The organism is Pseudomonas sp. GW822-FHT01E03 (genome assembly GCF_058802985.1).
The window spans coordinates 15,616-36,441 of record NZ_JBXAOQ010000021.1; the positions used below are offsets into that span (position 1 = coordinate 15,616).

Below are 20,826 nucleotides of genomic sequence, written 5' to 3' on the forward strand. Positions count from 1 at the left end.
GCCGTGGCGATCAAACAACTGTTGAAACGCACCAGTGGCTGGCTGTACCTCAACTCCCCGGTGGGGCGCAAGCAACTGCACGGCGCCGGTGTGATCCTGATGTTGCACCGGGTGCTGGCCAGCGACCAGGCCGCCGAACTGCCCCACCGCAATGAACTGTGCGTCGGGCCAAAAGCGTTTGAACATTTGCTGGTGTGGTTGAAAAAACACTTCGACTGCGTGCCGCTGATGGACATTCTGCAACCGGGTGCGCGCTCGGAGCGACCGAAAGTGGCGCTGACCTTCGACGACGGCTGGCGCGACAACGCGCTGAATGCCTTCCCGCTGCTGCAAAAACACCAGGTGCCGGCGAGCATCTTTCTGTCCACCGACTTCATCGGTAGCCGCCAGCGGTTCTGGTGGGAAAGCATCGGCGAAACCCTGTGGAACAGTCATGGCGAACAGGCACGGCAGAAACTGATCGAACGCTTGCAGAACCTGGGGCGCCCGTTGCCGACACGGTGCGATGACCCGGATCGGCAACGCCGCAGCCTGGCGTTGCTGAACTTTTTGCAGAGCCTGAAAACCCTGTCGCCGCTGGACCTCAATCGCCTGACCGACGACTGCCCGCACGAGTCGTTGCCCCAGGCGCTGGACTGGCAGCAAGTGCGCCACCTGGAAGCATCCGGCCTGGTACGCTTCGGCCCCCACGGTGCCAGCCATGCCATCCTCACCGGTCTCGACGATCAACGCCTGGATGAAGAGCTGAGCCGCAGTCGCCAGGCGCTGCTCCACGGCTGCAACCAGCCATTGCCGGTTTACTGCTACCCCAATGGTGACAACGATGCGCGGGTGCGCCAACAGGTGGCCAGGCATGACTTCCCGTTTGCCCTGGGTACCGGGACCGGCATTTATCGAGGGGCCGAAGATCCACTGGCCCTGCCACGCTTCGGCGTCAGCCAGCGTACCGCACGCAATCCCGGGTTGCTGTCCTGGCGCATCTACCGTGGTGCACGCCCATGAGCGGCAACAACTACCTCAAGCACCTGGCCCTGAGCATGGGCACCAAACTGGCGATGATCGCCCTGCGCTTGCTGCGCAACGTGTTGCTGGCGCGAATTCTCGGCCCCAGCGAACGGGGGTTGTTTGCCTTGCTCAGCGCCCTGCCCGACCTGATCAGCGCGGCCACCAGCGGTGGCTTGAATTCAGCGGTAGGCTATCAGGCGGCCAAGCAACGACCGATGGGCTTGCTGCTCAGCCAGGTGCTGCTGTTCGGTTGTCTGCTGGCGGCGTTGCTGACCTTGGCGGTGGTGGCGCTGACCCGCGAGTTCGGCAGTGAACTGGAGATCACTACGCAATTGGGCCTGCTCGCCTGGCTGTTGCTGCTGGCGGTGCCGCTGACCGTGCTCAAAAGCGGTTTGCTGACCCTGCACAACGCCTCGGGCGGCGTGGTCGCCTTCAATGCCTTGCGCCTGATCGAGTCGCTGGCGCCGCTGCTGATGTTCCTTGCCCTGTTCTGGATGTGGAAAAGCGCGGCCCTGGAAGCGGCGTTGATCAGTTGGCTGACGGGGATCAGCCTGGTGGTGCTGGCCGGTTGGGTCTGGCTCAAGCGTGAGCATCCGTTGAGCCTGCAATGGGACCGCGCCAGTCAAAACGAATTGCTGCGCTACAGCGCCCGCAGCCATCCGGACCTGCTGTTCCAGCAAATGATCCTGCGCTCCGACTTCCTGATCATCGGCGCCCTGCTCGGCACCACGGCACTGGGTCACTACGCCATGGCCAGCGCCGCCGCCGAGTTGCTGCTGATCGTTCCGGAAGCAGTGACCACGCCGCTGATGAAGCGCCTGCTGCAACAGGAAGAAGGCATCGAAAAAGTCACGCCACTGGCCTTGCGCTTGACCGCTACGGTGATGATCGGCGCTTGCCTGAGCATGGCTGTGGTGGGTGAATGGTTGATCGTGACGCTGTTTGGCGAGGCCTACCAGCCTGCATACCCGGCGTTGCTGGCGCTGCTGCCAGGCCTGTTGGGCCTGTGCTATGCGAGCATTCTGCGCCTGGACCTGCTGGGCAAAAACCGGCCCGGCACGATTTCGTTGTTGATGGGCCTCAGCGCCCTGCTCAACCTGGCGCTCAATGTGCTGCTGATCCCGACCTACGGCATCGTCGGCGCAGCAGCGGCGTCCTCTATCGCGTACCTGGCCGTGACCCTGGCGCTGTTGGTGGTGTATTGCCGGTTGAGCCACGTGCCGGTCTGGCAAACGCTCATCGTCCTGCCCGGCGACATCGCGCCGATGCTGCTGATGCTGCAACGGAAATCGGCATGAAACATCTGTTATTGCTGGTGAGTCTTGGACTCGGGCTGAGCGCCGAAGCTGCGCCCATGCGTTGGGCCGATATCCGCGACGGCAGCCTGTACCTGCAAACGGACCGCCCCGACACCCTGACCGTGCTCTGGACCCCGGTGTGGCAGGCTGAAGCCAACGAAGAACACCTCTACTTGCTCGACGGACAGGGCAAACTCCAGGGCGAACGACTGATTGCCGCCAATGAGCCCCGCGGTAGTCAACGCTGGAACCTGGCGCCGGACGCCGCCAGTTATCGACTGGAAATTCCTGGCTACAGCTTCCGCCGTTATACGGTTGAGCACGACGACCACACCGTCGCACTGTTCGCCCCGGCCAAGGTGCATTTCAGCGCCGAGCCCCGGGACGGTGACGAGTTGTATTTCAAGGTCGCGGCTGGTGAGCACGCGGTGCTGGCCGGTAAATTCCACGGCGGCGTCGGCGCGTTGCAAGCGCAGCGCGTGAGTGACGGCCAACAACTTTCACTTTCTCTAAAGCCGTACCCCGTCTATTGGCAGTTCGACAAAGTCGAGTTGCCCGTTGCAACTACCGATCAAGTCTGGCGCCTGCACCTGCGCGGTAGTGGCAAGGTCGCATTCTGGCTCGATGGCACGGCCAACCTGTTCGCCCAGAACCCGCAACAGCTCAAGCCCTTGCGCGAAGACGAAGGCCAGACCCGGCTGACGCTGCACAACGACGTGCTCGGCAAGACCCCGAACCTGGGTATCGCCCTGCCCTATGCGCAACTGCCGGATTCCGGTTTCGCCGTGCTCGATGCCCTGCAACCACAGGCCGGAACCTATTACAGCCTGGTCGACATCATGGCGACGCGGCCGCATTACGAAGACGTGTTCCGCCGGCTGTATCAGGATCGCTTGGGCATCACTCAGGACATCACCCTGCTGGCCGGCAGACAGCGCCTTGCCTACCTGCGCGCCGACACCACCAGCAACGCCGGCCTCGACGCCTGGCTCGCCGCCACACGCGCACTCGGCGGCAAGGGCACACACTACATCGGTTTTGCCGACGAACCGAACCTCAACTACCCGGACTACGCCAGCTACAAGCGCATCTTCAACAGCATGGCCTGGCAAGTGCGCAGCAACCCGGACAACGCCAAAGCCGGCGTACGCATCGCCATGCCGGCCAGCTCCCGGTTCGTCAATGGCCCGTTCGTCGACAATGCCGCCGACAAGCGCGGCATCGACTGGGCCCGACGCCTGCTGGCCGAGTCCGGCGACAAGATCGATGCGCTGGCCTGGCACGAATGGATGGTCCGCGACCTGCTGGCGACCCGTGTCTACCGCGATAGCGTACGCAAAGCGGCAGAGCTGGTGGGGTTCGACGACCAGGGACGACCGCGCAAAGCCTTGTTGCTGGACCAGACAAACATGTCCAGCGGGGCCAGCCTCAGCCCTTACGATCAGGAAACCCACTACGCCTCGTTATGGTGGGCCTCGGTCATCATCAATGCTTCCCAGGACGGCTTGCTCGACATGCTCGGCTGGTTCCAGGCTGCCGACGAACCTGAGTATCCCAAGGGTATGTTGCGCGTGCTCGGCAAGGATGAGTTCGAGCTCAAGCCCGTGGGCCTGGCGCAGCAATTTATCCGCCAGCATTGGCTACGCGATGTCATGCGCCTGGAGAACGACGCCTTCGAGGTTGACGTGCTGGCCATGTCTGCCGGGCACCAACGCAACCTGCTGGGCGTCAATAAAGGCTCACGCTTGCAGCGTGTGAGCCTGGCTGGCGCGCAATGTCCATTGCCCCATGGATCATTGCGCTATTTCGGCGCCGACAACCGCAGTCGCGACGCATCCTTCAAATGTCTGGACGGTCGCATCAGCTTCGATTTACCAGGAGAAACCCTGTTTTCCCTCAGCTGGAGCACCTCATGAACGCCATTGATTTTTTACCGCGTGGACGATTCGTCGCGCATTGAGTCACGCCACTCACGGCCAACACCGTCGAGAGTCAAAAACATGAATGCTCTGAAAAAGCTCAGCGATCACATCAAGCAAAAAGGCCTGCGCGCCACCGTCGGCAAGTTGTGGAAACACTACGTGTTTTTCCACGAAGAACTGTTGTGGATGGAACGCGACCTGGTGAGCCCGGTACCGCCACACAAGCTTCGGCCCTATTCACCGCTGCGACTGGAAACCATCACCCCACAAAACGCCGTAGCGTTCGCCAGGCACTTCGGTGATCGCGTGGGCACCATGGCCGAGTTGGCGTCCGAAGGGTACACCGGGCACATGTACCTGGATGAAAACGGCGATACCGTGGCTTTTATCTGGGGCAGCACACGCGATTATCTCGACCGTCATTACTACGGCTGCATGTTTCCGGTGAAGCCAGGCGAGTTCTTCGAGTTCGCTCTCGAGCAGATTCCTGCCTACCGGGGCACCACGCTGTCGGTCGATTTCCAGCTGAACCTGTGGAAAGCCATGGCTGATCAGGGCTGCAACAAAGTGGTGGATATCTGCGAGTCCCACAACATTCCCGCGCTCAAGCTGCACATCCGCATGGGGTATCGCGAGCAGGGACGGATCATGAACATCTACCACCTGTTCGGCTGGCGCTTCTTTCGCGAAACCCGCTACAGCGGTTCACGCCTGAATGCCTTGCGCAAACCGGCACCCTCTCCTGTTCCAGCCGAGGCGAGCTGATCTTATGTCTGCACGATTCGAATGGCGCACTTCGCTGTGCACACACGACTTTCCGGTAGAGGCTTACGAAGCGTTGCGCCAGCGCGTAACGGACCACACGCCGTTCAACACCCTGGCCTGGCTATACGCCTCGGAACTGGCACTCAAGCCCGGCGAGCAGTTGCACGTGCTGCTCGGCTGGCAGGGTGACGAACTGGCGCTGTGCCTGCCGCTGGTGGCGTCCATGGAGCGCTTTGCGCGTTTGCCGTTTCGGGTCCTGCATCATTTGGGCTATCCCCTCGCCGACCGCCTCGCACTGCTGACGAGGCTGGACGATGACAATTTACGCAAGGCGCTGACGCTGATCCGTCAACGCCTGCCCCATGCCGTGCTGCAACTCAACGAACTGGCCGGTTCCACGGCCCAGGTACAGGCTCTGGCACCGTGGCAGGCGCTGAGTTCGACCGCCGAACATCGCCTGAGCTGTCGAGTACCGGTGCACCTGATCAGCGAGGCCGACCATCAGGAGGTCTCCGGCGACCCGCGCTACAAACTGCGCCGCGCACGCAAACGCATCGCCGCGTGCGGTGCCCAGGTGCGGCGGATTACTCCCGACGCCCTGACCATGGGGCCGCTGTTACAGGAAATCAGTGAGGTCGAAGCGGTGAGCTGGAAAGGCGATGAAGGCGTCGGGATCTTTTCCGATGCGCGCCATCGCCAGTGGATGGACCGCGCCTTCACCGCCCTGGCGGCCCGAGGCCTGGTGCGCGTGGTGGTGCTGGAGCTGGAGGGGCGCTGCATCAGCTATCGCCTTGGCTTGCTGGAACAGGGTCGACTGTACGACTACAATCTGGCGTTCCTGCCGCAATATGCCGACCTGGGCAGCGGCCGGGTGCTGCTCGAAGAGTGGATTCGCTGGGGCCTGGAAGACAACTGGTGCTGGATCGATGCGTCGCGGGTCAGCCTGGAAAACTCCAGCCATCAACTGCACGAACGCATGACCGGGCAACTGGAACACTGGCGCTGGAGTTTTTACTCCTGGCGTCCAGGCGGTCTGGTGCTGGGGTTGGCCTTGCGGGTCTGGCAACGCTTCAAACCCCGATTGCAGCAATGGCGCACCCGACGCGCGGCGGCCGCAGTCGCAACACCCGCGGTCCACACGCCTGCGCCTACGGAAAAACTCAAGGAGGGTGCACATGCCTCGGCAAGTGATAGTCAACGCTGACGATTTCGGCCTCAGTGCCTGCGAAAACGCGGTGATCCTTGGCGCGTTCCAGGCCGGGCTCATCAGCTCCGCCACCGCCATGGCCAACATGCCGGCGTTCGAAGCGGCCTGCGTCCTGGCCCGGCATCCATTGCTCGAAGGCCGAATCGGCCTGCACTTCAACCTGACCTACGGCCGTCCGTTGAGCCAGAGCATTGCGCAGCGCCCGACGTTTTGCGACGGGGCCGGCGTGTTCGACCTCAACCTGCCCCGCACCCACCTCTGGCTCGGGCGCCGGGATCGCAACGCCGTACTGGAAGAACTCGAAGCCCAGTGGCAGCGCTGCCTGGACAACGGCCTGCGCCCCACCCACCTGGACTCCCATCAACACGTGCACAATATCTGGCCGATCGGCGAGATCGTCGCGCGCTTCGCCGCCCGCCAGGGGGTGCCGGTGCGTCTGGCGCGCAATCTGGGGCAAAACCTCAGCCTGCCCAAGCGCGTGTTCAAGGACCTGCTCAACCGTCGCCTGAGCAATCTGGCCGGTGCCACCGCCGACTACGTGTGCACCCCGGTGGATCTGCGCAACGCCGAGCCGCCACCCGATGGATTGCTGGAAATCGTCGCCCACCCGAACCAGCTCGGCGCCGACTTCGGCGATGCCTACCTGGAACCGGGAGAGTCATTGAGCGCGTTGCTGGAACAGCGTTTGCCGGGTGTGCCGCGGGTGGCCTATACCGCTGCGGGAGACGCCGCACCTCGCCGTGCGCAGGCCGTTCTGGAATAGCTCACCCCGCACTTGTTGGAGAGAGCCTGCTCGCGATGGGGTTGCCTACATCTTCCTCGGAAAAAACCCTCTGATCGCGGAAATGTCTAACTGCTCATCCGTATCCATTTGGATACATTCGAGCAATGAATTATCTTGTCCAGCAAACCGCTACTTTCGCAGCATGGCACGCCTCGGTTCGCGACTTGCGAGCCAGGCTAGCTATCGCTCGTCGCATTGACCGCGCATCTGCGGGTAATCTTGGCGACTACAAGCCTGTCGGTGATGGCGTTTCTGAAATGCGCGTGGACGTAGGTGCCGGATACCGGATTTACTTTACGATGCGAGGCGGTGCCGTCATTGTCCTGCTGGCCGGAGGTGACAAGTCATCTCAAACCGCCGATATCAAACGCGCAAAAAAAATGGCAAAGGAGGTTTAACCATGAGCCAGACTTTGACGACTTTCGACATGGCGGCGCTGCTCGACAGTGATGAAGCCATTAGCGAGTATCTCTCTCAGGTACTGGCAGACGGTGACAATGAGGAGTTTCTGCGCGCTATCGGCTATGTGGTGAAAGCCCGTGGCATGACACAGATAGCCAAAGACTCTGGAATGGGTCGCGAAAGCCTCTACAAGGCCTTCGCGCCGGGAGCAAAACCTCGTTTCGATACGGTCCTGAAGGTCATTCATGCCCTGGGCATAGATCTCTGCGCGCAACCAGGACACACCGTCAATCACTCAAATCTATAACTGATTTTCCGCGTCATGTGGCTGGTTTCACCACCACCCACGTAAAACACAACGGCAACTGCGCTGCCTGCTGCTGATAGCGGTCATAGAGCTCTTCGCGGTTGGAGTGTGGGTATTCCCTGAAGTGACGGATCTGCAGCCCTGCCGCAATGGCGGCGCTGAAGAGGTCGCCCAGGGTGTGGACGAACCAGTAGGACGGCGCGGCCGGCTGTTCGATCCTGCCTTCGTAGACGATCGGTTCGTGCTGCACGAACGGTTCGCGGCGGAAGTATGAGCTGGCCGGGCGAAAAGGATCGGCTGCCTCGGGGTCGAACATTTCCAGGAACGGATGGGTTTCGTACACCACCAGCGCCCCACCCGGCTTCAGCGTGCGCGCCACATGGCGGAAGAATTCGCCGATGTCCGGCATCCAGTTCAAGACCCCGATGGTGATCAGCGCCAGGTCAAAGCGCTCCTGCAGTCCGGCCGGCAAGTGGTGAATGTCCGCTTCGATGAATTGCGGCGCGTGGGGCGATCGGGACGCCAGTTCCCGTGCCTGCCCGAGAAAGGCTTCAGACTGGTCGACGCCCACCACGCTGTGCGCGCCCATGGCGAACAGCGACAGGCTTTCACGACCGTTGTTGCAGCCTAGTTGCACCACGTCCTTGCCGTCGATACCTGTCTGGGTCAGCAAAGCGGTCAGGGTGTCGTCCAGGCAGGAAAAATCCGCGTGTTCCACGCCCTTCAACAAGGCTTGCCATTCGCTGGAGTCCTTGTGGTGACGGGCGGAGTCATTCCATGCCTCGCGGTTACTGGCGATGGCTTGTTCGTTTGTCGGCAGTTCCATTGCACGCTCCAGGGTCCGGGTCGTCGATTTGACCGGCGAAGTCTAGATCAACCCCATCCTGGCAGGTGTTGCGAACTTGTAATCCGCGCGGCACCGACGGCTGTCCACGGCGCCAGCTATAGTTAAAGACCTTGGGGGAAGTGTGGTTAAACCGATTTAGCAGGTGTTGACATGAAAAAGACCGACCTGACGCTTTTGCTCGCCGTCTGCCTGGGCGCAACCGCTGTCGTCCACGCGGACGACATGCCGACCACCAACTACAGCAGCGAATTCAACTATTACGGTGCTGACCAACCCTTCGCGCACCCCGTACCGCCGTCGATGAACATTGTGCCGCCGGGTTCGTATATCCCGACCGCACCCAGGGAATTCATTCCGGTTTCAAGTGAGCACGTGTTTTCCGATTCGCGCCTGCCGACAGTGGCCGACGCCACGGTTCGGGTGTTTATCCGCTCCTACGATCCGGAGCGTGGTGTGTACGTGAACCAGGAAGTCGAGAACCCCAGCTGCATGCTGTCCTGTCTGAGGCAGGGCCCGGTGTTGCAGTGAGCCTTACCACTGGCGCTTGTCCGGACGGGCGAGGCCGAGTTTTTCGATCCGGTAGCGCAACATGTCACGGCTCAGACCCAGCAGGCGTGCCGATTTGGTGACGTTCCAGTCGGTCTTGTCGAGCATCTTGCGCACCATGTCGCGCTCCACTTCCGGCAGGTTCATGGAGTCGCTGCCGCTGAAGGACGGACGCGGTTCGCTGAAGTGTGACGGCTCGTGATGAAACATCGGTGGCTCATCCATCAGGCTCAAGCAGACGTTCAACTGATGGGCGGCGATAGTGTCGCTTTGCGCCAGCAACACGGTTTGCTCCAGCATGTTGCGCAATTCGCGCACGTTGCCCGGCCAGCTGTAGCTGAGCAGCAAATCTTCGGCCTGGTTGCTGAAATGCAGGTTCGGCTTGCCGTAGCGTTTGCCATGTAGCCCCAGGAAGTGCCGGGCCAGCAGCAGGATATCGGCGCCACGGGTATACAGTCGCGGCACCTTGATGGAAATGATGCGCAGGCGGAAGAACAGGTCACGACGGAATTTGCCTTGCTGGACCATCTGTTCGAGATTGCAGTTGGTGGCGCTGATCACCCGCAGGTCGACCTTGCGCTCCTTCACTGAACCGACCCGGCGAATGGTCCGGTCTTCCAGTAGTTTCAGCAGCTTGGCTTGCAGCAGCAGGTCCATTTCACCGATTTCATCGAGGAACAGCGTGCCGCCATCGGCCGCTTCCACCAGCCCCATGCGACGATCCTTGGCGTCGGTGAAGGCGCCCTTCTCGTGGCCGAACAGTTCCGACTCCACCAGATTGGACGGGATCGAAGCACAGTTGAATTCAATGAATGGGCCTTTGGCGCGCGGGCCATCGAAGTGCAAGGCCCGGGCCACCAGTTCCTTGCCGGTGCCCGTCTCGCCTTCCACCAGCACCGGCGGCAGATCGCTGTTGGCCATGCGCCGTTCGGCGTCGAGCAACTGGGTGATGGTGCCCTTGAGGTACGCCATCGGTGCCGACTCGCCAATCAGTGCCTGCACTCCCGACTTCTGGGCCTCGCGCTCCTGGTAAAACGACAGCGTACGCTCCATGCGGTCGGTGGCCAGGGCCTTGTCCAGCAGCAACTTGAGCTCTGGCAGGGCCACCGGTTTGGTGACGTAGTGAAAGGCGCCCTCTTTCATCGCCACCACGGCGTCTTCGACATTGCCGTAGCCGGTCATCATGATCACTTTCAGATCCGGCGCGCTGATGCGCAGCTTCTGGATCAGGTCGTGACCACTCATGCCCGGCAACGAGTTGTCGGTCAGTACCACGTCAGGCGCGAATGAACCCAATTGCTCCAGTGCATCTTCAGCCGAGTGGCAGACGGTCACCTCGAAGTCCTTGCGCTCCAGGTAAGTCTGAATATTCTCGGCGAGGATTTCGTCATCCTCGACCAGCAGAATGCTGTGCTCCATATACCCCTCCCGTTGCCACTTTGAAATTGAGACAAACACGGGTTCCTTCCTGCTCCCGGCTGGTCAGTTCGACCGAGCCGTCAAAGCGCTCCATTATTCTTTTGACCAGGGCCAGGCCCACACCCAACCCACCTTGCTTGGTGGTAAAAAACGGCTTGAAAACCATTTGCTGCTGTTGTTTGGACATGCCCTTGCCGGTGTCGGTCAATGTCATTCTCACGTCGCCGGACACCGAGGAATCGATCTCGATCGTCAGCACGCCACCCTTGGGCATGGCTTCCAGTGCATTAGCAAACAGGCTATTGAGTATTTGCGTGAGCAGCACCTGCTGGCTGACGACCGGTGGCACGCTGACAGGGGAGAAACGCACTTCGACGTCCGAACGCTTGATCAGGGACTCAAAGGCACTCAGGGTGTCTTCGAGGGCCAGCACCAGGTCGACCGTTTCACAGTCGTCATTCATCGGCCGCAACGACACCAGCAATTCACGGACCCAGCGCGACATGCGGTCGACCTGACTGATGATGTCGCCGATGTTTTTCTGTGCGGTCTGGCTGGCGATGTCCTGGGCCAGTTCGGCGCTGGAACGGATATTGGCCAGCGGGTTGCGCAAGCTGTGGGCGACCGCCGAGGACATCTCGCCAAGGGCGACAAAGGTCTCGTTGGCGATCAGTTGTTTCTGCTGGCTCTGCAACAGCGTCGCCGCGCGTCGCACGATCCAGAACAGCCCCAGATAAATGGCTGCCCCGCCGATCAGCGTGGCCAGCCAGATTGCCTTGAAGCCACGCTGGATGCGCGCCACCAGATCCACCGGCTCCTTGTAGATTTCCACCATGGCAATCACTTTGCTTCTGTCGGCGTTGAACATCGGAATGTAGTTCTCGACGAACAGGTACTCCGGTTCGCGCAGCAAGCGCTGCTCGGGACGCTCCTCATCGATTTCGTGGTAACTGGTGGACACCGGCGATTTCATTTCGAAGGATTCGTCCAGCTCAAAGTCGCCTTCGATACGCACGCCGATCAACTCGGGGTTGGTCGACCAGACCACGGTGCGGTCCAGGGAGTACACCGTCGCCAGCAGGATGTCCGGCAGATGCTTCACATGGTCAAGAAACTCAACGCGCGCGGCGGCCCGGGATACGGGGTTGACGTCGGGGTAGGCATCGTCCATGCGCGGGTCGAGCATTTCACCCATGGTTCGCCCCGGGGCAATGCCGGCATGCCGGATTTCGGCCTCGCCAATGGACTGGATGAACTGCGCGGTCAGCATCGAATCACGCTCGATACTTTCATCGACAACAAAGCGGGTGGAGATGTAACCCAGCCCCAGCGCCACCACAGCGATGATCAGAAAGCTCGCCAGGGAGAACCAGCGCAGCAAATTGAACTGCGGTCGCCACCCCTTGCGTTGTGCTGCCGGATTCTGCGGCGCAGCTACTTTTTGTTGTTCGAGTATCTGCATGGCTGTGTCCTGGGTGCTTGAAATCGAGCCTGTTCAGCCGCTTTCAGGATCAGTGTAGGTGGCATTGATAGCCACCGACTGGCCCGCGTAATTTTTTTGACACTATTGCACCCGGGGTGTCTCGGGGTGCGCGACCGAATGATGTTGTTCAGGCTCTTCGTTACCACTGGCCAATGGCGCCGCTGGCGGATGTTGACGGTCGGTTTCTTCTTTCAGGAAATCAATGAGGGACTGGGCGGAACGCGCATCCAGCCGCAAGTTGGGCATCGAGATCCTGTTGTAGCGCTCGAACAGTTCCATCGCGATCGGGTCCTTTTCCGCGAGCATGCGGTCAGGTTCGCGGATCCAGCGGTTGAGCCAGGCCGGATCGCGCTGATAGGTCACGCCGATCAGGTCCGGGCCGATGCTGCGCAGGCCGATGCCCTGCCCGTCCAGCGGACCGAGGCTGTGGCAAGACGCGCAGCGGGTGCGAAACAGCTCTTCGCCATTGCTCGGCGGACGGATTTCGGGGGCCTCGACGTAGCTTTCCTCCACACTGGGCTGTTTCCAGTTATGCAGGGTATTGGCCAGTTGGTCGGCCAGAATCCACGGGTTTTCGAACGGCGAGGCTTTCATCCAGCGGCCCGTTGCCTGGTTGCCGACGATCAGGCTCAGGTTGTGGTCCTTGTTGCGCCCGTTATCGACGCCTTCGATGAACAGCCCCAGTTTTTTGCGCAGGTCAGTGACGTCGGCGAATTCCCCGGTGAGGAATTTCCACCCGGGCCCGACCTGGAAGCGTTGCGCATAGGCCTTGAGCACCTCGGGGGTATCACTCAAGGGGTCAATGCTGATGGAGTAGAAGAAGATGTCCTTGCCGACCCGATCCCCCAGCAGTTTCTGCACCTGGCGCATGCGCGCGGTTTCCAGGGGGCAGGAGTCACTGCACGAGGTGAAGATGAAGTTGATCACCACCACCTTGTCTTTGATCAAATCATCGAAAAAACGCAGCTGCTGTCCGTCCTGGTCGGTCAGCAGGGTGTTGGGGAAATAGTCGGCACCCCACGGGGTGACGGCTTCAACGACAGCGGGTTCGGCAGTGGATGCCGGAGCAGGTGCAGGCGTCGACGTCGGCTGGCTGGCGACCAGCAACTGGCTGGCCAGCAAACCGGTCACCAGCATCAGCACCAGGTGCATGCCCAGGGCTCGCGAGCGTGGTGAATGCATCTCTTTTTTTTCCATCACCAGCCGCCTCGATGTGGTGAAGGGGGGTTATGGTGGTTTTGCAAGGACCTCGCCAATCATGTGTTTTTTTATAAAAACGTACTAACACTCGACAAAACAGTGATTTATCAAAATCACTGTGCAACGACCGGGCAAATGACCGGGGATTAATACCCGTTATTGGGGGTAGATCATCCCCGTTTTCAGGGGGCCAGAACAAAGGACAGGCGCACAGTGGTGCCCTCGCCTTCACTGCTGTCGAGGGTCACCGCACCGCCAAATCGCTCCATGATCCGCTCGACCAGCACCAGCCCGACTCCCAGCCCGCCCTGTTTGGTGGTGAAGAACGGCCGGAAGGCCATAGTGCGCTCTTCTTCGCTCATGCCTTTGCCGGTATCGCTCACCCTCACACTGACGTGCTGGGCATCGCGCGGTTCGATCTGGATGGTCAGGGTGCCGCCGCCGTCCATGGCTTCCACCGCATTGGACAGCAGGCTGCTGAGGAGCTGGGTCAGTTGTACGTGCTGGCTCAGCACCATGGGCGTCTGGTCCGGCTCGAACACCACGTTGACCTTGGCCTTGTTGATCTGATGCTCGTAAGCCATCAGGCTGTCATGCAGGGCCGCCACCAGGTTCACAGGTTCGGCCTCGTCATTGAGCGGTCGCAGGGACTGGAGCAACTCCCGTACCCATTTCGACATGCGATCGACCTGACCAATGATGTCGTTGATGTTCCCGTGTGCCGGACCGCTGTCGAACTCTATCGCCAGCTCGGCGCTTGAACGGATGTTCGCCAACGGATTGCGCAGACTGTGGGCAACCGCCGAGGACACCTCCCCCAGAGCCACAAAGGTTTCGTTGGTGATCAATTGTTTCTGCTGCGTCGCCAGCAGGATCGCCGCCCGCCGCACGATCCAGTACAGCCCCAGGTAAATGAGACCGCCGCCCAGGGCGGTTGCCAGCCAGATCAGCACCAGGCCGCGCTCCATGCGGTTGATCAGGTCCTGGGGTTCCTTGTAGATCTCGACCATCGCCGTGACGGTGCTGCCATCGGCGTCGAACAAGGGAATGTAGTTTTCGATGAAGGCGTATTTGGGTGGTTCCAGGAACTTCTGCTCCATGCGGGATCTATCCACACCGTGGTAAGCGGTCGACACGGAAATTTTCGAGTTGAATGCCCGATCGAGGTCTTCATTGCCATGGATCGCAATGCCCATCAAGGCCGGGTTGGTCGACCAGATCACCATGCGGTCGGGGGCGTAGATGTTGACCAGAATCACGTCCGGCAAGTTTGCGATATGGTCGAGGAATTCACCACGGGCACTGACACGGGACAGAGGGTCGACGTCAGGAAAGTCCATGTCTTTTCGTGGGTCGAGCAACTCGCCCATGGTCCTGACGTTGGGAATCGACACATGGTGCACTTCGGCCGAGGCAATCGCCTGAATGAATTGTGAGGTCAATAGCGCATCGCGTTGCACGCTTTCGGTAATCACGAAGCGCGTGGATACCGCCCCCAGCGCCACCGCCACCGTGCCGATCACCAGCATGCTGACCAGTGAAAACCAGCGCAGCAGATTGAAGGGCTCCTTGCGCGTGTTCAAGCGAACTTCGCTGTCGGTCGCAAGTACTTTGGCGATTGTGGTCATGGACACGGTTCCCGGAAACCCCCTATAGGTTTATAGCCCAGCCATGGCCGTTTGGCCGAGCCTGGGGACTGCGATACCCCACCCGCCCCGCGGCCCCGTCACCCCCAAAGTCGGGGATAGCTGCCCGTGCCATAACTTCCCGGCCTGCCGCCTGCGACCGCGCCAACACCTTTACTGCGGGCGTCTCACGGGCGTTTTCGCCGATTGGTATGGAAGTTGCCGAACTCCCTGCCAACTGCCCCATCCCCAAGGGGCAGGTACTTCGACAGAGGGAACACTCATGCACCCGTTACTGTGCAAAACCGCGTCCGCCCTGGTTGTGACTGCTCTAGCCCAAGGTATTGCCCAGGCCGCGCTGTTTGCCGTAGACCCCGGCCCCTACCTGCCAGCCAATGGCAATTTCGCCGCCTGGTATCAAGACAGCCACGGCCGAACCCTTGACCTGTGTTTATCAAAGGCTGTCAGTTCCAGGGTTGCCAGCGCGCCGGGAGCCCCGACTTACATGTGCTCGCTGATCCCTAATCCCGGCATTTTCGATGACACGCAACCGTTGGTCTTCCCGACCAATTTCCCCGACGAAGCGTTCTGGGCAACAGGCGAAACAACTATCGTCGATGCCGCCCGAGGCATCGACCTGACCTATGTCTCGGCGCTCGAAGCAGCCTTCAGTGGTGGGGATCCACTGGAGGGCGACCAGATCAGCTTCGCCCGGATCCGTGTTCGCATCGACGTGCCCACCGCCGGCACTTATGTCATCACCCACCCTTACGGCGTCGAAGTGTTCAACGTCGAGACTCCCGGCCGTCGGGCGATCAACATGACTCGGGACATTGGCATCGGCGCGCCAAAAACCTACAACGGCGCGCTCAAGGGCGACGTCGGGCCGTTCCTGCGCAGCGTCAATGGCCCCTACACCGAGACCAACCCGAGCACGGGCCAGGCCGAACAATTCGTCGGCGATCCGAACCTCACCGAAGCCGTCACCGGCAGCCCGTTCAACACCAACTACGTGCGCATCGAGGGCCCCAATGGCCTGGACTTGCGCACCAACCTCTTCGCTGTTTCCGGCAAGTTGTCGAAGGTGGTCCGTCCGACCCCGGTGATCGCCGAGCGCAGCACCTACTCGCGACAGGCCGGCACCAGCGCCCCGGTGGCCCAGCAGGACGTGTTCGTGATGGCCCCGCCGCCACCCGCCACCGTGACCCTGGACAGCAACAATCCGCTGCTGAACTTCACCGAAGCCAATACCACCGGCCACTGGTATGCACAGTCGCCGAACAATCCGACGTTGCCGAGCACCTTGCAGGTGACCGCCGACAACCACCTGGCCATCGCCAGCAGCGCGCCGACCATATTGCCCATGCCGTTGACCGACCTGGTGACGATCTCACGCGCCGAGTACAGCCTGAGCACCGGGCAAATCACCATCGTGGCTTCGACCAGCGATGAAACGTCGCCACCGGTGCTCACCGCCACCTCCGGCACCGGTATCGCCATCGGCGCCCTGAGTGGTGACGGCGCCGTGAAAAGCCTGGCCACCGGCATCTCGCCGATTCCGCCAGCCCAGGTTCGTGTGTCGTCCGCCAATGGCGGCAGCGATACCGAAGAAGTGGTCATCGTGCAATGAACGCCCACATGCCCGGATCCTCATCAGGAGGCATCATGAACAAATGGCCACGCCTGGCGCTCAACGCCCTGGGACTGACTCTATCGCTGACCGGCAGTGCTTTCGCGCAACTCGCCGCCGTCGATCCCGGTCCTTACACCTTTGCCACCGGGAAATTCCCGATCTGGTATCAGGACAACAATCAACTGTCGATGGAGCTGTGCCAGTCCCGCGCCGCCAGTTCGCGGGTGGCAGCCAGCGTGCCACCGGCCTACATGTGCACCCTGCTGCCGACACCGGGCATTTTCGACGACACCCTGCCAATGGTGTTCCCGGATAACTGGCCAGACGAAGCCTTCTGGTTCCTTGCCGAGACCAGCATCCCCAACAACACCGCCGGCTATGGCATGGACGTCTATGTCGCCGGGATCGAGGCTGCATTTGCCGGTGGCAACCCGCTCGATGGCGACCAGATCAGCTTCGCGCGGATTCGTCTGCGGGTGAACATTCCCGTTGCCGGGACCTACACCATTACCCACCCCTATGGCGTGGAAACGGTCAACGTCACCACCACCGGGCGCCGGGCGATCAACATCACCAGGGACGTCGGCATCGGTGCGCCGGGGGTTTTCAGCGGTGCGGTCAACGGTGCGATCGGGCCGTTCCTGCGCAGCGTCAACGGTCCCTACACCGAGGTGAACCCGGACACCGGCGCCATCGAAACCTTCGTCGGCGACCCCAACCTCACCGAAGCCGTGACCGGCAGCCCCAACAACACCAACTTCGTGCGCATCCAGGGTCCGGCCGGGACCATCCAGACCAACCTCTTCACCCTGTCCGGCAAGGTGCTCGACAACCGCGCGCAGACCGCGGTGGACATGACCCGTGCCACTTACCGCCGCATAGCCGGCACGGGCGGCAGCACCACCCGGGTCGAAGTGTTTGCCAAAGCCGCCAACGGTTCGACCCTGTGCTTTCGCGAAAGCATCGCCCTGGTCCCCGGCCCGCCTGTGTCACCTTGCCAGACCAGCATGGTGAGCGATAACAATGGCGTGTACTTCGCCCAGAATCTGCTGGCCAACGCAACGGTGCCGCCGGTCGTGGTGGTCACCGCCACCAACCCCGCCGGGACCACCCGCCCGACTGCGGTGTCGAGCAAGCTCTCGGACGTGGTGAAAATCCAGACCGCCCGTTACAGCTGGAGCAACCACAGCCTGCTGATCGAGGCCACTTCCACAGACGAAGTGGTGGTACCGGACATGGTCGCCCAGGGTTACGGGCGGCTATCGAAAACCGGAATCCTGCAACGCCTGACGGTGGCTGACTTGACCCAACCCCCTGCAACCGTGACGGTCAAATCCGCTGCCGGCGGCAGTGACATCGAGCCGGTCGTAGTCGTCGGCACTGCATCGGACACCGGCGCGAACCAGGCACCGATCTCCGTCGCCGATACCGGCAGCACCAGCTTCGGCGTGCCGATCACCCTCAACCTGCTGGCCAACGACAGGGACCCGGACGGCAATACGCCGCTGAGCATTACCGCGCTGACCCAACCGGCCGCCAGCCAGGGCACGGTGGCATTGAGCGGCACTACGGCGGTGGTCTACACCCCTCCTGCTGTCGTCAACGCGCCGTTGACCACGACCTTCACTTACAAGGCCCAGGACGTCAAAGGCCTGGCCTCGACGACAGCGGCAACCGTGAGCATGACCGTGGCACCTAACCGGCCTCCGGTGGCCGTCGCCGATGCCGTCACGACACTGGGTGTGGCGATTCCAATCAACGTGCTGGCCAACGACACCGATCCAGAAGGCAATGTGCCGCTAGCCGTCGCCGACTTCACTCAACCGCTGGCAGGTCGCGGCACCGTCAGCAGAAACGGCACGGTGCTCACCTACACCCCACCGGCCACCGTCACCACGGCCTTCACCACGACCTTCACCTACTTTGCCCGGGACAGTTTCGGCGCCCAATCGACGTCGCCAGCCACGGTCACGGTGCAGGTCGCGCCACGGCCTGCTGCGGAAACCTTCGCCGTGACCACCGCAACGGTGAGAGCCCGCTCCAACAACCGCTTCACCTGGGACTTTGCCGGCACCTCATCGGTGACCACCGGCAACACCATCACCATCAAGGTCACCACTCCGACCGGGCTGGTCACCCTGGGCACCACCGCCGTACCGGCGAATGGACGCTGGCGGTTGACCGTGAACAACACCACCACGGTCGTTCCGTCGACGAACCCGACCGCCACGATCACCTCGTCCCAAGGCTCCGTGCGCACGGTGCCGGTGATCGCCAACTGAGCCCGCGCCCCATTAGCCACGCAGGTTGATGGAGCCGGTTTCAACCCTATGGAAAACCGCGGCCTCGGGTGGGGGCCACGGTTTTTTGCCGGGTGCATTGATGGAAGCAATCCAGCGGTGGTCTGGCTGCCATCACTGGAGCGGTGCCCGGACCAGGCTCACTCCCACAGGTATTCAGTACATCTGAAAGATCTCGATCGGCTGGCAGGCCGTCTTCGCGAGCAAGCTCGCTCCCACAGGGGATTGGGTGCATCTTTGAGAATTTGGTCAGCTGGCAGGCCGCCATCGCGAGCAAGCTCGCTCCCACAGAAGAGCAGAGCAAAAGCAGGGCCGCGTACCCCCACGCTCTTCACCACTCATCAGGCCGAGCGTTAGCTCGCCTGTAGCTCTTGATCTTGATCCACCCGCCCCCTCGGAAGGCTGAGCGGAGGTGTTCATCCGGGGATTGGCGCGCAGCGCCGTTCGACGCAGTCGAACACATCGCATGTAGGTGCCAGCGAAGCCAACCGGAGGGCGATGCCCCCGGATGAATGCCGGAGCGAAGGAACCCCGAGCCTCAGCGAGGGGCCGTACGTAAGGGGCGAGACTTTTTGGTTCCTTTTGTGTCGTTTGACAAAAGGGACTCGCCGTAAGGGCGAAACCATAAGCCGCCGTTACCGCAGCAACGGATATGTACTCAGACCCCCAACCTGATCGACAGCCGCTCGGCCAACGCCTTTGCCTGGCTCGCAACATCGGTGACGGCGGTACTTTCCCACCACATACCGCGCAACGGCGGACCCATGGCAAACAACCGGCTGGCGGGCTGACCCTCGGCGTTCAGAACCGCACCATCGACCTCTGCCGCGATGCCCAAGGCCAGCGGCCCGGGCCGGACCAGGCCTCGGGCGAGCAGTTGCCGGGGCAGCGGTCGCGCGACCCGGCGCCAGTCGTATTCGATACCGCTGGAGTTGATCAGGGCGACACCGCTGACCACACAGGTCTGCGCCTCACCCCGCCGTCGAAGGCGGATACTCACCTCGCCATTCAGCGACGGCTCGAGGCCCTGGTAAGAGGCTGCGTGAATACGTAACCGCCCTTCTTTATACAAGCGCTCAACCAGTTCGGCACTCAAGGGTGGCGAGCGGTGATGATGGCTTTCCCACCACGGCCGCACATGCCGCACGAACTGCCGACGCTGCACGTCGGTCGCCTGATGCCACAAGCGGCCGATGTGTGCCCGCACCGTGTCCAGCGGCGCCTGCCAGTCGATGCCTTGGGCGATGGCGTCCCGGCAGTGCCGACGCAGTTCGCGCATCAACTGGCGAGGTGTGCGGATGCTCTGATCCTGCGCGAGAAAATCCACCCAGGCCGGTGGCTGGCGACGCACATGAGGCAGCAGCCCATGGCGGGAAAACACTTCGATCGGCCCACGATGCCCGGCCTGTTCCAGGGACACCACGGCATCGACCATGGTCAGACCCGAGCCGATGATCATGACCGTCGATTGCGGATCGAGTTGCCGCATGGCCGCCACGTCCCACGGATCGAGAGCGGCCGCATTCAAGCCGCTGGACCGGGTTTGCGGGGTGCGCGCGGCGGGAAACATCCCGGTGGCCAGCACCGCAAAAGCGCTCTGCAAGCATCGGCCGTCGCTCAAGGTCAAGCGCACGGCGTCTGCATCGATTTGCAAATCGACCACTTCGGCCTGCACATGCTCGACCGTCGAACCGACCAAGGCGCCCACCGCCTGCGCTTCTGCCAGGCGCTGCCGGGCGTACAGGCCGAAAACGCCCCGAGGCGGAAACAACTCGCTGATCGGCACATGCTGCTGATCCGATTCCGGCCAGCCGCCCGCCTTGATGTACTCGGTCAGCCATTGGGTCAGGTCGTCGGCGTTGTCCGGGTCAACACTCATCCGCGCCGCATTGCCGTTGAGCGTATGACCCAGTTCCACCGCGCTATAGGCTTCACCCCGCCCCAACCCGGCCCGGGGCTCGATCACCAGCACCCGGCGCCGGCCCGGCAAACGCATCAACTGCGCCGCCAACATCGCGCCACTGAGGCCGCCACCGACAATCAGGATGTCGGCGTCATTGTTCAAGGTCTGGCCCATCCATGC

17 protein-coding genes are annotated in these 20,826 nt (G+C 61.8%); 11 read left to right on the top strand and 6 right to left on the bottom strand.

Features of this window, described 5'->3' with window-relative positions:
- Positions 1-3 precede the first annotated feature (3 nt).
- From AC1RP7_RS26870 to AC1RP7_RS26905, 8 genes are all read left to right on the top strand, one after another.
- On the top strand, positions 4-1,002 hold the full coding sequence (locus AC1RP7_RS26870; protein WP_493183262.1) for a polysaccharide deacetylase family protein: 999 nt from the start codon (positions 4-6) through the stop codon (positions 1,000-1,002).
- Entirely contained in the window at positions 999-2,303 is a 1,305-nt protein-coding gene (locus AC1RP7_RS26875) for a lipopolysaccharide biosynthesis protein (RefSeq protein ID WP_090456403.1), read from the top strand. The genes AC1RP7_RS26870 and AC1RP7_RS26875 overlap by 4 nt, the downstream gene beginning before the upstream one ends.
- Complete coding sequence (locus AC1RP7_RS26880) at positions 2,300-4,219, top strand: hypothetical protein (protein WP_493183259.1); 1,920 nt, start codon at positions 2,300-2,302, stop codon at positions 4,217-4,219. The genes AC1RP7_RS26875 and AC1RP7_RS26880 overlap by 4 nt, the downstream gene beginning before the upstream one ends.
- An 84-nt stretch (positions 4,220-4,303) precedes the next feature.
- On the top strand, positions 4,304-4,990 hold the full coding sequence (locus tag AC1RP7_RS26885) for an N-acetyltransferase (protein ID WP_218496393.1): 687 nt from the start codon (positions 4,304-4,306) through the stop codon (positions 4,988-4,990).
- 4 nt (positions 4,991-4,994) lie between these two features.
- Entirely contained in the window at positions 4,995-6,194 is a 1,200-nt protein-coding gene (locus AC1RP7_RS26890; protein ID WP_340313827.1) for a GNAT family N-acetyltransferase, read from the top strand.
- Positions 6,166-6,960, top strand: a complete 795-nt coding sequence (locus AC1RP7_RS26895; protein WP_218496388.1) for a ChbG/HpnK family deacetylase — start codon at positions 6,166-6,168, stop codon at positions 6,958-6,960. The genes AC1RP7_RS26890 and AC1RP7_RS26895 overlap by 29 nt, the downstream gene beginning before the upstream one ends.
- A gap of 125 nt (positions 6,961-7,085) precedes the next feature.
- Positions 7,086-7,379, top strand: coding sequence for a type II toxin-antitoxin system RelE/ParE family toxin (locus AC1RP7_RS26900; protein WP_493183255.1), 294 nt, complete (start codon positions 7,086-7,088; stop codon positions 7,377-7,379).
- 2 nt (positions 7,380-7,381) lie between these two features.
- Positions 7,382-7,690 carry an addiction module antidote protein gene (locus tag AC1RP7_RS26905; RefSeq protein WP_057397260.1) on the top strand — a complete coding sequence of 103 codons (309 nt, stop codon included), beginning with the start codon at positions 7,382-7,384 and terminating at the stop codon, positions 7,688-7,690.
- Between the two features lie 13 nt (positions 7,691-7,703).
- On the opposite strand, the gene AC1RP7_RS26910 is transcribed toward AC1RP7_RS26905, so the two are convergent.
- Entirely contained in the window at positions 7,704-8,516 is an 813-nt protein-coding gene (locus tag AC1RP7_RS26910) for a class I SAM-dependent methyltransferase (protein ID WP_349736960.1), read from the bottom strand.
- Between the two features lie 171 nt (positions 8,517-8,687).
- Here AC1RP7_RS26910 and AC1RP7_RS26915 point away from each other — a divergent pair, with 171 nt between their 5' ends.
- On the top strand, positions 8,688-9,065 hold the full coding sequence (locus AC1RP7_RS26915) for a hypothetical protein (RefSeq protein WP_150815249.1): 378 nt from the start codon (positions 8,688-8,690) through the stop codon (positions 9,063-9,065).
- Positions 9,066-9,068: 3 nt separating this feature from the next.
- Here AC1RP7_RS26915 and AC1RP7_RS26920 read toward each other — a convergent pair whose 3' ends face one another.
- The 4 genes from AC1RP7_RS26920 to AC1RP7_RS26935 all read right to left on the bottom strand — a co-directional run bounded on the left by AC1RP7_RS26920 (position 9,069) and on the right by AC1RP7_RS26935 (position 14,813).
- Positions 9,069-10,502, bottom strand: coding sequence for a sigma-54-dependent transcriptional regulator (locus AC1RP7_RS26920; protein ID WP_154862332.1), 1,434 nt, complete (start codon positions 10,500-10,502; stop codon positions 9,069-9,071).
- Positions 10,471-11,964 (bottom strand): sensor histidine kinase, encoded by a 1,494-nt coding sequence (locus AC1RP7_RS26925; protein ID WP_090456415.1) that lies wholly within the window; start codon positions 11,962-11,964, stop codon positions 10,471-10,473. The genes AC1RP7_RS26920 and AC1RP7_RS26925 overlap by 32 nt, the downstream gene beginning before the upstream one ends.
- Before the next feature lie 102 nt (positions 11,965-12,066).
- The gene (locus AC1RP7_RS26930) at positions 12,067-13,167 is read right to left on the bottom strand and encodes an SCO family protein (protein ID WP_371318472.1); all 1,101 of its coding nucleotides are present in this window, start codon (positions 13,165-13,167) and stop codon (positions 12,067-12,069) included.
- A gap of 200 nt (positions 13,168-13,367) precedes the next feature.
- Entirely contained in the window at positions 13,368-14,813 is a 1,446-nt protein-coding gene (locus tag AC1RP7_RS26935; protein ID WP_493183250.1) for a sensor histidine kinase, read from the bottom strand.
- Positions 14,814-15,093: 280 nt separating this feature from the next.
- Between AC1RP7_RS26935 and AC1RP7_RS26940 the strand changes: the two genes are divergently transcribed.
- Positions 15,094-16,440, top strand: a complete 1,347-nt coding sequence (locus tag AC1RP7_RS26940) for a hypothetical protein (RefSeq protein ID WP_489338765.1) — start codon at positions 15,094-15,096, stop codon at positions 16,438-16,440.
- Between the two features lie 35 nt (positions 16,441-16,475).
- Positions 16,476-18,725, top strand: a complete 2,250-nt coding sequence (locus AC1RP7_RS26945; protein WP_493183248.1) for an Ig-like domain-containing protein — start codon at positions 16,476-16,478, stop codon at positions 18,723-18,725.
- A 676-nt stretch (positions 18,726-19,401) separates the two neighbouring features.
- On the opposite strand, the gene AC1RP7_RS26950 is transcribed toward AC1RP7_RS26945, so the two are convergent.
- The gene (locus tag AC1RP7_RS26950; protein ID WP_493183246.1) at positions 19,402-20,820 is read right to left on the bottom strand and encodes an FAD/NAD(P)-binding protein; all 1,419 of its coding nucleotides are present in this window, start codon (positions 20,818-20,820) and stop codon (positions 19,402-19,404) included.
- Positions 20,821-20,826: the final 6 nt, after the last annotated feature.

Bases quoted from the DNA above. Each gene is read 5' to 3' on its own strand.
- AC1RP7_RS26875 (WP_090456403.1), top strand. From the start codon at position 999: ATGAGCGGCAACAACTACCTCAAGCACCTGGCCCTGAGCATGGGCACC.
- AC1RP7_RS26880 (WP_493183259.1), top strand. From the start codon at position 2,300: ATGAAACATCTGTTATTGCTGGTGAGTCTTGGACTCGGGCTGAGCGCC.
- AC1RP7_RS26885 (WP_218496393.1), top strand. From the start codon at position 4,304: ATGAATGCTCTGAAAAAGCTCAGCGATCACATCAAGCAAAAAGGCCTG.
- AC1RP7_RS26890 (WP_340313827.1), top strand. From the start codon at position 4,995: ATGTCTGCACGATTCGAATGGCGCACTTCGCTGTGCACACACGACTTT.
- AC1RP7_RS26895 (WP_218496388.1), top strand. From the start codon at position 6,166: ATGCCTCGGCAAGTGATAGTCAACGCTGACGATTTCGGCCTCAGTGCC.
- AC1RP7_RS26900 (WP_493183255.1), top strand. From the start codon at position 7,086: ATGAATTATCTTGTCCAGCAAACCGCTACTTTCGCAGCATGGCACGCC.
- AC1RP7_RS26905 (WP_057397260.1), top strand. From the start codon at position 7,382: ATGAGCCAGACTTTGACGACTTTCGACATGGCGGCGCTGCTCGACAGT.
- AC1RP7_RS26910 (WP_349736960.1), bottom strand. From the start codon at position 8,516: ATGGAACTGCCGACAAACGAACAAGCCATCGCCAGTAACCGCGAGGCA.
- AC1RP7_RS26915 (WP_150815249.1), top strand. From the start codon at position 8,688: ATGAAAAAGACCGACCTGACGCTTTTGCTCGCCGTCTGCCTGGGCGCA.
- AC1RP7_RS26920 (WP_154862332.1), bottom strand. From the start codon at position 10,502: ATGGAGCACAGCATTCTGCTGGTCGAGGATGACGAAATCCTCGCCGAG.
- AC1RP7_RS26925 (WP_090456415.1), bottom strand. From the start codon at position 11,964: ATGCAGATACTCGAACAACAAAAAGTAGCTGCGCCGCAGAATCCGGCA.
- AC1RP7_RS26930 (WP_371318472.1), bottom strand. From the start codon at position 13,167: ATGCATTCACCACGCTCGCGAGCCCTGGGCATGCACCTGGTGCTGATG.
- AC1RP7_RS26935 (WP_493183250.1), bottom strand. From the start codon at position 14,813: ATGACCACAATCGCCAAAGTACTTGCGACCGACAGCGAAGTTCGCTTG.
- AC1RP7_RS26940 (WP_489338765.1), top strand. From the start codon at position 15,094: ATGCACCCGTTACTGTGCAAAACCGCGTCCGCCCTGGTTGTGACTGCT.
- AC1RP7_RS26945 (WP_493183248.1), top strand. From the start codon at position 16,476: ATGAACAAATGGCCACGCCTGGCGCTCAACGCCCTGGGACTGACTCTA.
- AC1RP7_RS26950 (WP_493183246.1), bottom strand. From the start codon at position 20,820: ATGGGCCAGACCTTGAACAATGACGCCGACATCCTGATTGTCGGTGGC.